The organism is Sulfurimicrobium lacus (genome assembly GCF_011764585.1).
Lineage (GTDB): Bacteria > Pseudomonadota > Gammaproteobacteria > Burkholderiales > Sulfuricellaceae > Sulfurimicrobium > Sulfurimicrobium lacus.
Map to the genome: position 1 here is coordinate 3,553,936 of NZ_AP022853.1, position 14,277 is coordinate 3,568,212.

Annotated in this window: 14 protein-coding genes; 13 read left to right on the top strand and 1 reads right to left on the bottom strand. The window is 62.6% G+C overall.

Annotated features, from left to right (window positions below):
* The 3 genes from SKTS_RS17450 (at position 1) to SKTS_RS17460 (ending at position 3,842) form a co-directional block, all read left to right on the top strand.
* Entirely contained in the window at positions 1-660 is a 660-nt protein-coding gene (locus SKTS_RS17450; RefSeq protein ID WP_173068111.1) for a hypothetical protein, read from the top strand.
* The gene (locus SKTS_RS17455; RefSeq protein ID WP_173068114.1) at positions 657-1,922 is read left to right on the top strand and encodes a (Fe-S)-binding protein; all 1,266 of its coding nucleotides are present in this window, start codon (positions 657-659) and stop codon (positions 1,920-1,922) included. The genes SKTS_RS17450 and SKTS_RS17455 overlap by 4 nt, the downstream gene beginning before the upstream one ends.
* A 150-nt stretch (positions 1,923-2,072) precedes the next feature.
* Complete coding sequence (locus tag SKTS_RS17460) at positions 2,073-3,842, top strand: nickel-dependent hydrogenase large subunit (RefSeq protein WP_173068117.1); 1,770 nt, start codon at positions 2,073-2,075, stop codon at positions 3,840-3,842.
* Between the two features lie 4 nt (positions 3,843-3,846).
* Here the strand turns inward: SKTS_RS17460 and SKTS_RS17465 are convergent, their stop codons facing one another.
* Positions 3,847-5,064 (bottom strand): PAS domain-containing sensor histidine kinase, encoded by a 1,218-nt coding sequence (locus tag SKTS_RS17465; protein WP_173068119.1) that lies wholly within the window; start codon positions 5,062-5,064, stop codon positions 3,847-3,849.
* Positions 5,065-5,404: 340 nt separating this feature from the next.
* Between SKTS_RS17465 and SKTS_RS17470 the strand changes: the two genes are divergently transcribed.
* The 10 genes from SKTS_RS17470 to hypB all read left to right on the top strand — a co-directional run bounded on the left by SKTS_RS17470 (position 5,405) and on the right by hypB (position 14,261).
* On the top strand, positions 5,405-6,577 hold the full coding sequence (locus tag SKTS_RS17470; RefSeq protein ID WP_173068122.1) for a hydrogenase small subunit: 1,173 nt from the start codon (positions 5,405-5,407) through the stop codon (positions 6,575-6,577).
* Positions 6,574-7,560, top strand: a complete 987-nt coding sequence (hybA, locus tag SKTS_RS17475; protein WP_173068125.1) for a hydrogenase 2 operon protein HybA — start codon at positions 6,574-6,576, stop codon at positions 7,558-7,560. Before SKTS_RS17470 ends, hybA begins: the two co-directional genes overlap by 4 nt.
* 12 nt (positions 7,561-7,572) lie before the next feature.
* Positions 7,573-8,730 (top strand): Ni/Fe-hydrogenase cytochrome b subunit, encoded by a 1,158-nt coding sequence (hybB, locus tag SKTS_RS17480; protein WP_173068128.1) that lies wholly within the window; start codon positions 7,573-7,575, stop codon positions 8,728-8,730.
* A gap of 23 nt (positions 8,731-8,753) precedes the next feature.
* Entirely contained in the window at positions 8,754-10,457 is a 1,704-nt protein-coding gene (locus tag SKTS_RS17485; protein WP_173068131.1) for a nickel-dependent hydrogenase large subunit, read from the top strand.
* Complete coding sequence (locus tag SKTS_RS17490) at positions 10,458-10,937, top strand: HyaD/HybD family hydrogenase maturation endopeptidase (protein ID WP_173068134.1); 480 nt, start codon at positions 10,458-10,460, stop codon at positions 10,935-10,937.
* 18 nt (positions 10,938-10,955) lie between these two features.
* Positions 10,956-11,174 carry a HypC/HybG/HupF family hydrogenase formation chaperone gene (locus SKTS_RS17495; RefSeq protein ID WP_244617383.1) on the top strand — a complete coding sequence of 73 codons (219 nt, stop codon included), beginning with the start codon at positions 10,956-10,958 and terminating at the stop codon, positions 11,172-11,174.
* Positions 11,175-11,386: 212 nt separating this feature from the next.
* Positions 11,387-11,854, top strand: a complete 468-nt coding sequence (hybE, locus tag SKTS_RS17500) for a [NiFe]-hydrogenase assembly chaperone HybE (RefSeq protein ID WP_244617526.1) — start codon at positions 11,387-11,389, stop codon at positions 11,852-11,854.
* Positions 11,838-13,016 (top strand): nickel-dependent hydrogenase large subunit, encoded by a 1,179-nt coding sequence (locus SKTS_RS17505; protein WP_173068143.1) that lies wholly within the window; start codon positions 11,838-11,840, stop codon positions 13,014-13,016. Before hybE ends, SKTS_RS17505 begins: the two co-directional genes overlap by 17 nt.
* Positions 13,009-13,350, top strand: a complete 342-nt coding sequence (gene hypA / locus SKTS_RS17510; protein ID WP_173068146.1) for a hydrogenase maturation nickel metallochaperone HypA — start codon at positions 13,009-13,011, stop codon at positions 13,348-13,350. The genes SKTS_RS17505 and hypA overlap by 8 nt, the downstream gene beginning before the upstream one ends.
* 26 nt (positions 13,351-13,376) lie before the next feature.
* Positions 13,377-14,261, top strand: a complete 885-nt coding sequence (gene hypB, locus SKTS_RS17515) for a hydrogenase nickel incorporation protein HypB (RefSeq protein WP_173068149.1) — start codon at positions 13,377-13,379, stop codon at positions 14,259-14,261.
* Positions 14,262-14,277: the final 16 nt, after the last annotated feature.

Sequence of the window (14,277 nt, forward strand, 5' to 3'; positions counted from 1 at the left end):
ATGAGCGACATGGACTTGCTGCTTTGGGCCCGCGGTCCGGGCCTGCAGATCGCCCTGGCGATCTGCATCTTCGGCATGCTGCTCAAGCTGTTCGAAATCTTCAGCCTGGGACGCAAGCCGGACCTCTCCGTAGCGCGTCCGGGCAACGCCGCTGCCGGCTGGATAACCATCTTCAGCCGCTCCCTGCCCAACCGCACCCTGCTGAAGCGCACGTTCCCGACCTACCTCATGGGCTACACCTTCCACATCGGATTTTTCGTCGCCCTGCTGTTCTTTGCGCCCCACATCCAGCTGTTCCGCAAGACCGTGGGCCTGGGCTGGCCGGCGCTGCCGAGCCAGCTGGTGGACGGCGTTTCCCTGCTCACCATCGTGGCGCTGCTGCTGATGCTGGCCTACCGGCTGTATCACCCGGTCAAGCGCTTCCTCTCCACCTTCGACGACTATGCATCGTGGGCGCTCACGCTGGCGCCGCTGCTGAGCGGCTACCTGGCTTTCCACCACCTGCTGCTGCCCTACACCCTGATGCTGGCGGTGCACATCCTGAGCGTGGAGCTGCTGCTGGTGTTCATGCCCTTCACCAAGCTCGTCCATACCATGTCGCTGTTCGTTTCACGCTGGTACAACGGCGATGCGCTGGGACATAAGGGAGCGAGATTATGACAGCATCGCTGGAGCGCGGGCTCAACGCCTTTCGCGAGGTGATGGACGCACCCATCGCCAGCTTCTTCAACAGTTGCGTGCACTGCGGGCTGTGCGCCGACGCCTGCCTGTTCCACACTGAAACCGGCGATCCGAAATACACCCCGATCCACAAGCTGGAACCCTTGCGCAAGCTGTGGAAGCGGGAATACACCCTGCTCGGCAAACTGACCTCCCTGCTGGGGCTGGGCGCAACCATCAGCGACGAAGAACTGGAGGAATGGAGCCCGCTGGTGTACGACAGCTGCACCCTGTGCGGCCGCTGCACCCTGATGTGCCCGGTGGGCAACGACATCACCTACATGATCCGCAAGATGCGCGAAGGCATGGCGGCATCCGGGCATGCGCCGGCGGGGCTGATCGACGCCACCCGCAGATCCATCGAGCTGGGCAGCCCGATGGGGATCAAGCCCAAAACCTTCATGGCCCGGGTGCACGAACAGCAGGAGGAAACCGGAATCGAAATTCCGGTGGACAAGGCCGGGGCGGACTACATGGCGATCATGTCCTCGATGGAGATCATGGGCTATCCGGAATATCTCGGTTCCCTGGCGCGCATCTTCAAACAGGCCGGCATCAGCTGGACGGTTTCCAGCGAAGCCTTCGAGGCCACCAACAGCGGCATCCAGATCGGCGTTTCCGACCTCGCACGCGAGATCGTGATGCGCATCGTCACCGTCTCGGAAAAGCTCGGCGTGAAATACGTCATCAGCCCGGAATGCGGCCACGCCTTCACCGCCCTGCGCTGGGACGGCCCGAACCTCATCGGCCGGCCATACAAGTTCGAAGTGGTGCATATCCTCGAACTGCTCGACCAGTTGCTCAAGGATGGCCGGCTCAAGACCGAGGGCAAGACGGCGGAATCCCTCACCCTGCACGACCCTTGCCAGATCGTGCGGCGCGGCGGCATCGTGGCCGAGCCGCGCAACCTGATCAACATGGTGGCCAGCGATTTCCGCGAAATGGAAGATGCCGGCGTCTACAACTGGTGCTGTGGTGGCGGCGGCGGGGTATCGGCGATCACCCGTGCCGAAGAATTGCGCTTTACGGTGTTCAAAATCAAGAAACGCCAGATCGAGAACACGGGCGCGGGCACCATGATCACCGCCTGCGCCAATTGCCGCAACGTGCTGGAGGAAGGGCTGGAGCACTACAACATGGACACCAAGATGATCGGCATCACCGAACTGGTGGCCGAATATCTGAAAAAAGATGAACCTTGAAACCCCGTTAGCCACAGAGAACACAGAGATCACAGAGTAAGAACTTCCGCTCGCCCGGCAGGCGCGGCGACAATCGACCGGAAACCTCTGCACTCTCTGTGTTCTCTGTGAACTCTGTGGCCTGAACTGCTTTTTACAGGAAGAACCCGCATGAACCAGCGCGTTGTCGTCGACCCCATCACCCGCATCGAAGGCCACTTGCGCATCGAGGCGGAAACCAACGAGCAGGGCGAGATCACCCGCGCCTCCAGCGCCGGCACCATGGTGCGCGGCATCGAGATCATCCTGCGCGGCCGCGACCCGCGCGATGCCTGGGCCTTCGCGCAGCGCATCTGCGGCGTGTGCACGCTGGTGCATGGCATCGCCTCGGTGCGCGCGGTGGAAAACGCGCTCGACTACAAGATTCCGCCCAACGCCCAGCTGATCCGCAACCTGATGATCGCGGCCCAGTACGTGCACGACCACGTGATGCATTTCTACCACCTGCACGCACTCGATTGGGTGGACGTGGTTTCCGCGCTGCAGGCCGATCCGAAAAGGGCTTCCGAGCTGGCGCAGAGCCTGTCGAACTACGCAAGATCCTCGCCCGGCTATTTCGCCGACACGCAGAAGAAGCTCAAGGTGTTCGTCGAATCCGGCCAGCTCGGCATTTTCAGCAACGGTTACTGGGGCCACCCGGCCTACCGGCTGCCGCCGGAAGCCAACCTGATGGCGGTCGCGCACTATCTCGATGCGCTCGCCTGGCAACGCGATGTGGCGCAACTGCACACCATTTTCGGCGGCAAGAATCCCCATCCCAACTTCGTGGTCGGCGGCGTGCCCTGCGCCATCAGCGTCCACCCCGAGCACCAAGGGCAGGGCAAGGGGCCGCATTTCCGTGGTGGGGCCGGGGCGACCGCGCTCAACATGGTGGGGCTGGAAAAGGTTAAAAATCTCATCGTCCAGATGCGTGACTTCGTCGATCAGGTATACGTGCCGGACACGTTGGCCATCGCCGGTTTCTACAAGGACTGGGCCGCCCAGGGCGAGGGGATCGGTAATTTCATGACCTACGGCGATTTCCCGGAAAAGGGGATGGACGACCCGGCCAGCTTCCTGATTCCGTCCGGCGTGATCCTCGACCGCGACCTGTCGCGCATCCACCCGGTGGACCTCAATGCCGACGACCAGATCCAGGAATTTGTCGCCCATTCCTGGTACGACTACAGCGCCGGCAAGGACCAGGGCCTGCACCCCTATAAGGGCGAAACCACGCTGCATTACACCGGCCCGAAGCCGCCCTACCAGCACCTCGACACCGATGCTTCCTATTCCTGGCTCAAGTCGCCGCGCTGGAAAGGCAAGGCGGTCGAGGTCGGCCCGCTGGCGCGGGTGCTGATGCTGTACGCCAAAGGCCATGCCCAGACCAAAGAACTGATCGGCATGGCGCTGAGCAAACTGGAGCTGCCGGTCAGCGCCCTGTATTCCACTCTCGGCCGCACCGCTGCGCGCACGCTGGAAACCAAGATCATCGTCGACGCCATGCAGGGCTGGTACGACCAGTTGCTGGCCAACATCAAGGGCGGCGACGTGCGCACTTTCAACGAGACTTTGTGGGAACCCTCTTCCTGGCCGAAACTGGCCAAGGGCGTGGGCCACATGGAAGCGCCGCGCGGCGCGCTGGCGCACTGGATCGTCATCAAGGACCAGATCATCGACAACTACCAGGCAGTGGTGCCCTCCACCTGGAACGCCGGACCGCGCGACGTCGCGGGGCAGGAAGGCCCTTACGAGGCGGCGCTCAAGGGGCACAAGCTGCACGACCCGAAACAGCCGATCGAGATCCTGCGCACCATCCACAGCTTCGATCCGTGCATCGCCTGCGCCGTGCACGTGGTCGACCCGGCGGGGGAAGAGCTGGTGCAGGTCCGGGTCATATAGGCGACTACTCGACGAAGGCGTCGAGCGGCAGCTTGAGCGTAAACACCGCTCCGCCAGCCGGATGGTTTGCCACGCTGAGTTCTCCGCCGTGGCGTGCGACGAGGCCGTAACTGATGGAAAGCCCCAGGCCGGTACCTTTGCCCACGGGCTTGGTGGTAAAGAATGGATCGAAGAGCTGGGTCTGATGTTTGGGATCGATGCCCGGCCCGTTATCGTGAAACGCAACAACCGCCCATTTTCCCTGCACGCTGCCGCTTATTTCCAGCACGCGCGAGACCTGCCCCGCGGTGGCATCGAGCGCATTCTGCAGCAGGTTGATGACGACCTGCTGAATTTGTCCGCTGTTTCCGACCGTCGGCAAATGCTCGGGCATGTGGCTGATGACTTCGAGTTTTTCCGGCCCTGAGCCGACCACCCAGTGCACCACCTTAGCGACGAGCCCGACCAGGTCGAACCGCTCGGTCTGCTCGGCGTCCCGCGCGGAAAAGCGCTTCAGCCCCTCGACGATGCTCTGGGTGCGTTCCGCCCCCTCCATGGTGCCGTCGATAAGCGGCTCAATGTCTTCCAGGATGCGGTCGATCCTGAATTTCTGACGCATTTCTTCGCGCGCCCCCAAATCCGCGCCGTCGTGAATCGCATCGAGGTAGGTTTTGAGGCGCTGGGTATAGCGTTGCAGCGCATGCACGTTGCCCAGGACGAAACTGATCGGGTTGTTGAGTTCGTGAGCGACGCCGGCCACCAGCCGCCCCAGCGCAACCATCTTTTCGGAATGCAGCAGCCTGCGCTGGGTCAGCTTCAGTTCCTCGTGCGCATCGTGCAGGGCCTCGTAGGCACGGCGCAGTTCCCCGATGGGCCGTCCGACCAGGACGTAACCGACTTCTTCTCCGTGCTGGTCGTAGCGCGGCGTACAGTTCATGGCGACCGGGATGATACTGCCGTCTGCGCCCCGCAACAGCATTTCGCAGTCCTCCATGCAGCAGATCGGGCCCTGTGTCTGCGGCATGCCTTTTATCGGCGGCAGGATCGAGTCCTCGGCCAGCAGGTCCGCCAGCGCTGAGCCGCGCAATTCGTCCTCGCTGCGTCTCAGCAGCTTCACCAGGGCGCGGTTCACCTCCTCGATCCGGCCGGCGGGGCTGCAAACCAGCAGCACATCGGACATCGAAGCCATCACGCTCGACATGAACTGGCGGGCTTCATTCTCCTTTTCGTGCTTTTCGACCATTTCTGTGCTGTCTTCCGATGACTTTGCCGGCGCACAACATGCGTGAAACGCGATCCCTATGGATCGCCCCCTCGCCGTGCGCCGCTTCAGCTTCTGTAATCACTGGCGGGATGCAATAACCGTGCGCGCTTGACCGCTGGACAGCGGAGCGGGATTTGCTGCAGTAGCGGGCGAATAATTGGAAGCATATTAACCATTTCAATTCAAAAAGCGAAAGCATACATTCCACAATTAAATAGCCAATTTCGCGGCGACCCTTTGTTTTCGTCAACCCCCTGCAATGGCACGATTCTTGTATAGGTCTTATACAAGTGTTGGTCCTATCACCAGGAGGGGCGTCATGGGCAAGAACGAGAGTATTGAAGCGCTGGAGCATAGCGACGGCGTGGCGGCGCTGGAGCAGCGACTGGGTGTTTCGCGCCGCGAGTTTCTCCAGCTGTGCGCGGCCATGGCCACGACCATGGGCCTGCCGAAGGGCGCAGACGCAGCCATGGCCGAGGCTGTGGCAAGCGCCAAGCGACCTTCCGTGATCTGGCTGCACTTCCAGGAATGCACCGGATGCACCGAGTCCCTGCTGCGCGCCGAGCACCCCACCCTGGAAAAGCTGATCCTCGACGTGATCTCCCTCGACTACCATGAAACCCTGTTCGCGGCGGCGGGCCATCAGGCCGAGGCGGCGCGCAAGGACGCCATGAAAGCCAACAAGGGCAAGTATCTGCTGGTGGTGGAGGGCGCCATCCCCATCAAGGACAAGGGCATCTACTGCAAAGTCGGCGGCCAGACCGCGGTGGACATGGTCAAGGAATGCGCAGCCGATGCCGGCGCCGTGGTAGCCATCGGCAGTTGCGCGTCCTGGGGCGGCATGCCGTCCACCGGAGGAAACCCGACCGGCGCGTCCAGCGCCGGCGAGGTGCTGGGCAAGGTGATCCCCAATATCCCCGGCTGCCCGCCCAACCCCTATAACTTCCTTTCCACGGTGGTGCATTACCTCACTTTCGGCAAACTGCCCGACGTGGACCAGCTGGGACGCCCCAAATTCGCCTACTCCCGCCTCATCCACGACAACTGCGAGCGCCGCGCGCACTTCGACGCCGGACGTTTCGCCATGGAGTTCGGCGATGTCGGCCACCGCAAGGGCTATTGCCTCTACAAGCTGGGCTGCAAGGGGCCGGAAACCTACGCCAATTGCCCGACCATCCTGTTCGGCGACGTCGGTTGCGCCAGCTGGCCGGTGGGCACGGGGCACCCCTGCATCGGCTGCACCGAGAAAGGGGTGGGGTTCAGCAAACCCATCCACGAGTTGGCGGAACTGAAGAATATCGTTCCGCCGCTGTCCTTCCCGCGCATCTTCGAGGATCAGGGCAAGGGAATTTCCTTCGGCTCGGCAGCGGCACTGGCTGCCATCGCGGGCGCCGCAGCGGGCGGTAGCGCGATGCTGGCGCGCAACCTGGGCGCAGCCCATGAGGCAGAAAACAAGACAGCGCCCAAGGATAAAGAGGGGGCCGAATCATGAACATGAAGCGGCGCGATTTCCTCAAGGGCGCGCTCGCCGGCGGGGCGCTTCTGACCAGCGGGGGGACCGTCGAAGCACGCGGCAACAAGCCCATGCCGCCCGGAGCGCTGGGGCTGCTCTATGACAGCACCCTGTGCATCGGCTGCAAGGCTTGCGTAGCCGCGTGCAAAGAGGTCAACGGCTTGCCGCCGGAATTTTCCACCGCGGAGAAATACTGGGACACGCCCCTCGACATCTCCGGCAACACCATCACCGTGATCAAGATGTACAAGTCCGGTACGGGAGAGATCAAGAACAGCGAAGAGAACGGCTACGCCTTCATGAAGACGTCCTGCCTGCACTGCGCCGATCCCTCCTGCGTTTCGGCCTGTCCGGTGTCCGCCATGACCAAGGACCCCGTCACCGGCATCGTGGCCTACGACAAGGGCGCCTGCATCGGCTGCCGCTATTGCGTGGCGGCCTGCCCGTTCGGGGTGCCGCGCTTCCAGTACGACAAAGCCTTCCCGCAGATCACCAAGTGCCAGTTGTGCCGGCACCGCATCCCAGACGGGAAATATGCTGCTTGCGCCGAGGTGTGCCCGACCGGCGCCACCTTGTACGGGCCGGTGAAGGACCTGCATGCCGAGGCCGAACGCCGCCTGGCGCTCAAGCCGGGGCAGGAAACCGAGTTCCCGCGCGGCAATCTCGCCACGCACGACCAGTCACCCCACGTCGCCAAAGCCGCCAAGTACGTGCAGCGCATCTACGGCGACAAGGAAGTGGGCGGCACCCAGATGATCAAGCTTTCCGCCGTGCCGTTCGAGAAACTGGGGCAGCCCAACCTGCCGGAACGCTCCTACGCCAGCATATCTGAAACCATGCAGCACACGCTGTACGGCTGGCTGATGATGCCCCTCGCGTTTCTCGGGGTTTTGACCTATGTCGCAAAACGCAACGTCAAGGACGACATGGAAGAAACTGAAACCACACCAGAGAAGAAATAGGAGGGCGTCTTCATGTCAGCTTCGAATATGCATCATCCCGCGCCAGCCCCGCTGGGCGGCAAGCTGGTGACCCCGTTCACCGTCATTCTCGCGGCGCTGGTGGTGATCGCCTTCGTGATCCTGGGGATACGCTTCGTCTACGGCATCGGCGCGGTGACCAACGTCAACGACGGCTACACCTGGGGCATCTGGGTGGTCTACGACGTGATGATCGGCTCCGCCTTCGCCTGCGGCGGCTATACCATGGCCTTGCTGGTCTATATTTTCAACAAGGGGGAATACCACCCCATGGTGCGGCCGGCGCTGCTGGCCAGCCTGTTCGGCTATACCCTGGCTGGCGCCTCGGTGATCTTCGACCTCGGCCGCTACTGGAATACCTGGCACATGTTCTGGCCGGGCTACGCCCAAGTCAACTCGGTGATGTTCGAGGTGGCGGTGTGCATCACGGCCTACATTTTCGTGATGTGGATCGAGTTCTCTCCCGCCTTCCTGGAGAAATTCGGCCTCAAGGACCTCAAGAAAAAACTCAACAAGGTGCTGTTTCTCATCATCGCGCTGGGCGTGCTGCTGCCTTCCATGCACCAGTCTTCGCTGGGGTCGCTGCTGATCGTGTTCGGCTACCAGATTCACCCCTTGTGGCAGACCATGTTGCTGCCGCTGCTGTACCTGATGACGGCGGTGACCATCGGATTCGCCATCGTGATTTTCGAGGCATGCATTTCGTCTTCGGGCTTCCGCCGGCCGCTGGAAATGCACCTGCTGACCAAGATCTCGCGCCTGATGACCGGTCTGCTGGCGGTCTATGTGGTGGTGCGCTTCGCCGACCTGGCGTGGCGCGGCGCGCTCGGCTACATGTTCGAGATCAGCACGGAAGCTTTCTGGTTCTGGATCGAGATGGGGCTGTTCATCGCACCGCTGGCGCTGCTGGCGAACCCGGCCGCGCGGCGCAATCCCGCCAAGCTGTTCATCGCGGCGTTCTGCCTGCTGCTCGCCGGGTTCATGTTGCGCATCAATTCCTACCTGGTGGGACTGGAAACCGGTGCCGGCTGGCACTACTTCCCGTCGCTGCCGGAAATAATGGTTTCCATAGGCATGATCGCGCTGGAGATTTTGGGTTACATCGTTTTGGTACGTTACCTGCCGATTCTTCCCAAAGAAGAGAAAGCTTAATAAGGCTTAATTAGGAGAGCATGATGGGCAAAAGAATCACCATAGATCCGATCACCCGGATTGAAGGCCACCTGCGCATCGATTGCGAGGTAGACGGCGGCAAGGTAACCAAGGCCTGGGCGTCCGGGCAGATGTGGCGCGGGGTGGAGAAAATCCTGCTCGGCCACGACGCGCGCGACGCCTGGACCATCACCCAGCGCATCTGCGGCGTGTGCACCACGGTGCACGCCATCGCCTCGGTGCGCGCGGTGGAGAATGCGCTCAACATGGAAATCCCGCTCAACGCCCAGTACATCCGCAACCTGATCATCACGGCCCACGCCATCCACGATCACATCGTGCATTTTTACCACCTCTCGGCGCTGGACTGGGTGGACGTGACCTCGGCGCTGAAGGGCGATCCGGCCAAGACGGCGCAACTGGCGGAGTCGCTTTCCACCTGGAAAGGCAACAGCATCCACGAGTTCGAGCAGGTCAAGACGCGTCTCGGCGCCTTCGTCGGCACCGGGCAGCTGGGCATCTTCACCAACGGCTACTGGGGTCACCCGGCGATGAAGCTGTCGCCGGAAGTGAACCTGCTGGCGACTGCTCACTATCTCCAGGCGCTCGACATTCAACGCAAGGCGAACAAGATCGTCACGGTGCTCGGCTCCAAGACGCCCCACATCCAGAACCTGGCGGTGGGCGGCGTGGCCAACCCCATCGCGCTGGACTCCCAGTCGGTGCTGACGGTGGAGCGCCTGATGGCGATCAAGGGCTGGATCGACGAACTTGCGGACTTCGTAAAAAACGTCTACCTGGTGGATGTTTCCGCCATCGGCGCGTTCTACTCCGACTGGACCAAGTACGGCGCGGGCATCACCGATTATCTCTCGGTGCCGGACCTGCCGCTGGACACCAAGGGCACCCAGTTCGCCCTGCCCGGCGGCTACATCAAGGGCGGCGACCTGGCCAGCCATCACGCGATCAAGGCCTTCGGCGACCCCTACTTCCGCGACGGCGTGGAAGAGAGCGTCAAACACTCGTGGTACAAGGGCGGCAAGGGCGCACTGCACCCCTACAAGGGCGAGACCGACCCGGAATACACCGACTTCGAGGACAACGGCAAGTATTCCTGGGTCAAGTCTCCCACCTTCTACAGCCGTCCGGCCCAGGTCGGCCCGCTGGCGCGGGTGCTCAACATGGTGGCGGCAGACCACGCGCCGACCAAGAAATATCTCCAGACGGTGCTGGACACGGTGGGCTCGCTGGCCAAGACCACGATCCCCGTTTCCGCCCTGCATTCCACCATCGGCCGCCACGCGGCGCGCGCGGTTTCGTGCGCGGTGCAGGTGGACGAACTGGACCATCAGTGGAGCCTGCTGATGGCCAATATCGCCAAGGGGGACACCGCGACCTTCAACAAGCCTGTTTTCCCCAAGGGCGAGGTCAGCGGTGTCGGCTTCCACGAGGCCCCGCGCGGCGTGCTGTCCCACTGGGTGGTGATCAAGGACGGCAAGATCAAGAACTACCAGGCAGTAGTGCCGACCACCTGGAACGCCGCGCCGCGCAACGAAAGCGATACGCCCGGCCCGTACGAGGCGGCGCTGCTCAACAATCCGGTAGCCGATCCCGAAAAACCCCTGGAAGTGCTGCGCACGGTGCACTCCTTCGACCCGTGTCTAGCTTGCGCGGTCCATGTGCTCGATCCGGAGAGCAATGAAGTGGTAACGGTAAAGGTGCTATAGATGCGTATCGTGGTGTTGGGCGTGGGCAATATCCTGCTCTCGGACGAAGGCATAGGCGTGCGCACGGTGGAAAAACTGGCGCGCGACTATATCCTGCCGGCGGAAGTGGAATTGATCGACGGCGGGACCTCCGCCATGGAAATGCTGGAAGACCTGGGGCACGCCGACCACCTGATCATCGTGGACGCGGTGCGCAGCGGAAAGCCGCCGGCCACCATCGTCAGGATGGCCGGCGACGAAGTGCCGGTGTTCTTCCGCACCAAGCTCTCGCCCCACCAGGTCGGCCTGTCCGACGTGCTGGCAACGCTGGTGCTGATGGGAGAGCAACCCGGCACCACCACCGTGATCGGCATCGAGCCGGAATCGCTGGCTTTGGGCATGGAACTCACGCCGGCGGTGGCAAGGCAGTTGCCGCAAGTGGTAGGATTGGTGAAGAGCGAGCTGAACCAGCTTGGCATGAACCTCACCGCGAGACACTGACGAGACACTGAAATGTGCATGGCTATTCCTTCACGCATCGTCGCGCTTGACGGTATGATGGCTACCGTCGAGTGTTTTGGCGAGCAGCGCGATGTGAGCCTGATCCTGCTGGTCGATGAGGTGGTCCTGGGGGATTACGTGCTGGTGCAAGCCGGCCGTTTCGCCTACCAGCGCATCGAAGCGGAACCCGCACAGGAAGCTTTACGCGCCTTTAGCGAAATCATCGCCGCCTCGTAAAACCCCCTATTACTCCCTCCCCTTCAAGGGGAGGGCTGGGGTGGGGATGGGTTGAATCGGTCACCGCATTTTTACCCCATCCCCCTCCCAACCTCCCCCTTGAAGGGGGAGGAGCAAGTCCAAACCAACCGTCTTTAGTCAGTAGTTGTTTCGTTTGGGAGCGGCACATCGAACCCTTTTCCTCAGGCTTTGCCGATAACCCCGCCTTGCTGGTGGAAACCGCGTTTCGTGCTATCCACCAGGAACGCATGGCCGGGCTGCCTTTCCTCAATTCCGCGCTGCACGTCGAGGCATCCGGCTTCCGCCCGTTTTGCGGCCACTGGCTGGGCGTGCTGATCACGCCGTGGTGCATGAACTACCTCCTGGTGCCCGGCACGGGCGGCGAATGGCCGAATCTGCCCGAATCGACCCGCCAGCGCTGGGCTTTCCCGGCGGGCGAGCTCAATTTCATCGCCGCGCACGAGCCGGTTCTGGGGCCTTATCAGCAGTGTCCCCTGTTCGCTTCCATGGACGGCTTCGACAGCCAGGAAATGGCCAGGGAAGCCGCGCAGGCGGCGATGGACACCCTATTCAAGGTCGCCGCGCCAGAGCAACCGGCAACTGCGGAAGTGTCGCACTCCAAGCGCAATTTCCTGCGCGGGCGCTTTTTCACGGGAGGCGGGGATGGACCCGGGCGGTAAGATTCACATCCGCCTGAGCTGGGACGGTGCGCGAATCAACAGCGTCGAGCTGGCGCCGCGCCATTCCGTGGAAGCCATTGAATTGTTGCGCAGGAAAACCGGCCAGCAGGCGGTGAACCTGATCCCGCTGCTGTTCAGCCTGTGCGGCAAGGCCCAGGGCGTGGCCGGGGCGATGGCGCTGGAAGCGGCCAGGGGCGTCGCGGCGCCAGCCGAAACGGCGAAATGGCGCGAGCGGCTGGTGCGCAGCGAGGCGATTCAGGAGGCGCTGTGGCGCTTTCTGCTCGACGTGCCGAAAATCGTCGCCCAGCCCCCCATGGTGGCGGAATTTACCGAACTGCGCCGCGGCTTTGCGCGGGTGCTGGACCCGGTCCTGTCCCGGGACGGCTGGAAAACAGCCGGCGGTCAGATTGACGCGCCAGACGCCGGGATTTGGATGGGCCTTGCCGGCCAGGTGCAGGAATTCCTCTCCACAAAGCTTCTGGGAATGCCGCTGCCGGAATGGCGTCGCATGCTGTCCGTGCAGGATATGGAGCACTGGCTCGATGGCCGTACCACGCCCCTGGCCGCCACCCTGTGCAAACTCTGGGCGGGCAAGGGCCGCTGGGGTGGAGGTGGCGTCCCGCTCCTGCCGCCACTGAGGCGGGGAGAAATGCTCAATCATGTGCTGCCGGAACTGGAACGGGAACGGAATTTCGCGATGCTCCCCTGCTGGCAGGGTGCGCCCGCGGAAACCGGCGCCCTGGCCCGGATGGCAGGTCATCCGCTGATTTCCACTTTACTGGAGCGCGAAGGGTCGACCATTTTCGTGCGTCTGCTGGCGCGTCTGCTGGAAGTGGTCGAACTGGGCGAAAGCATGGACGCAGACGAGCAACACCCGCCCTGGCTGGAAAGCGCAAGTTTGGGCACCAGTGAGGGCGCCGCGTGGGTACAGACCGCGCGCGGCCTGCTGGTCCACCGGCTGGCGCTGGACACGGACGGGAAAGTGGCGGATTACCGCATCGTGGCCCCCACCGAATGGAATTTCCATTCGCAGGGCGCCTATACTTGTGGCTTGACGGGAAGGCCAGCAACCACGCCGGACGAGGCGCGCGAAGCCGCCGAATTGCTGCTGCTGGCACTTGACCCCTGTGTGGCTTATGAGGTCGAATTGAACCATGCATGAAATGTCGCTCGCCGAGAGCATGCTGCAGATCATCGAAGACAGCGCCAGCAGCAACCGGTTTGCGCGGGTGAAGACCGTGTGGGTCGAAGTCGGGCAACTGGCCGGGGTGGAGCCGGAAGCGCTGCGCTTCTGCTTCGACGCCGTGACGCAGAACAGCGTGGCAGAGGGAGCGCAGCTGGAAATAATTGAAACTGCCGGAGAGGGACGCTGTCTGAGTTGCGGTAAGACTGTGAATCTGGCGCAACGCTACGACCCCTGCCCGGAATGCGGGGGCTACCCGGTGGAAGTGACCGGCGGCACGGAAATGCGCATCAAGGAACTGGAAGTGGATTAGAAGCACGTTCTCAAACGGAGATAAGCATGTGCACAGTATGCGGTTGCGGCGAAGGCGAAACGAACATCGAGGGAGAAGGCCACTCTCATCCCCATGAACACGCGCACGGCGGCCTGTTCCACGCCCACGGCCACAGCCACCCGCACGGCAGCGAACACGTTCAATACCGCGAGCACGGCGGCGCAGGCTTGCACTTCGGCCTGGGCGCCGCCCACGCCCACGCGCCGGGCATGTCGCAAAGCCGCATGGTGCAGATCGAGCAGGATATCCTGGGCAAGAATAACGCCTATGCGGCGCAGAACCGCACGTACCTTGCAACGCACGGCATCTTCGCCATCAACCTGGTATCCAGCCCCGGCTCGGGCAAGACCACCCTCCTCACCCGCACCATCGAACGCCTGCAAGGGAAGATTCCGGTTGCGGTGATCGAGGGGGACCAGCAAACCAGCTTCGACGCCGACCGCATTCGCGCCACCGGTGCGCCCGCCATCCAGATCAACACCGGCAAGGGCTGCCACCTCGACGCCCACATGGTGGGCCATGCCATGGAAAGCCTGAAGCCCGCCGACAACAGCCTGCTGCTGATCGAAAACGTCGGCAACCTGGTGTGTCCCGCCGGTTTCGACCTGGGCGAGGCGCACAAGGTGGTGATCCTTTCCGTAACCGAGGGCGAGGACAAGCCGCTCAAGTACCCCGACATGTTCCATGCCGCCGACCTGATGCTGCTCAACAAGGTGGACCTGCTGCCCTACCTCAACTTCGATGTCGCGCAGTGCGTCGAATACGCGCGGCGCGTGAACCCCGGCATCAAGGTCATCCTGACTTCCGCCACCAGCGGGGAAGGCATGGACGAGTGGCTGGCTTGGCTGGGAGCCGGGCTAATAAACGCGAGAAGTGTAGCGTCGACGTAGGGTGGGCAAAGCAAAG

Excerpts from the sequence above, each read along its gene's own strand:
- SKTS_RS17495 (WP_244617383.1), top strand. The coding sequence starts at position 10,956 with ATGGCTATTCCTTCACGCATCGTCGCGCTTGACGGTATGATGGCTACC.
- SKTS_RS17485 (WP_173068131.1), top strand. The coding sequence starts at position 8,754 with ATGGGCAAAAGAATCACCATAGATCCGATCACCCGGATTGAAGGCCAC.
- SKTS_RS17465 (WP_173068119.1), bottom strand. The coding sequence starts at position 5,064 with ATGGTCGAAAAGCACGAAAAGGAGAATGAAGCCCGCCAGTTCATGTCG.
- hybA (WP_173068125.1), top strand. The coding sequence starts at position 6,574 with ATGAACATGAAGCGGCGCGATTTCCTCAAGGGCGCGCTCGCCGGCGGG.
- SKTS_RS17470 (WP_173068122.1), top strand. The coding sequence starts at position 5,405 with ATGGGCAAGAACGAGAGTATTGAAGCGCTGGAGCATAGCGACGGCGTG.
- hybB (WP_173068128.1), top strand. The coding sequence starts at position 7,573 with ATGTCAGCTTCGAATATGCATCATCCCGCGCCAGCCCCGCTGGGCGGC.
- SKTS_RS17505 (WP_173068143.1), top strand. The coding sequence starts at position 11,838 with ATGGACCCGGGCGGTAAGATTCACATCCGCCTGAGCTGGGACGGTGCG.
- hypB (WP_173068149.1), top strand. The coding sequence starts at position 13,377 with ATGTGCACAGTATGCGGTTGCGGCGAAGGCGAAACGAACATCGAGGGA.
- SKTS_RS17455 (WP_173068114.1), top strand. The coding sequence starts at position 657 with ATGACAGCATCGCTGGAGCGCGGGCTCAACGCCTTTCGCGAGGTGATG.
- SKTS_RS17450 (WP_173068111.1), top strand. The coding sequence starts at position 1 with ATGAGCGACATGGACTTGCTGCTTTGGGCCCGCGGTCCGGGCCTGCAG.
- SKTS_RS17460 (WP_173068117.1), top strand. The coding sequence starts at position 2,073 with ATGAACCAGCGCGTTGTCGTCGACCCCATCACCCGCATCGAAGGCCAC.
- SKTS_RS17490 (WP_173068134.1), top strand. The coding sequence starts at position 10,458 with ATGCGTATCGTGGTGTTGGGCGTGGGCAATATCCTGCTCTCGGACGAA.
- hypA (WP_173068146.1), top strand. The coding sequence starts at position 13,009 with ATGCATGAAATGTCGCTCGCCGAGAGCATGCTGCAGATCATCGAAGAC.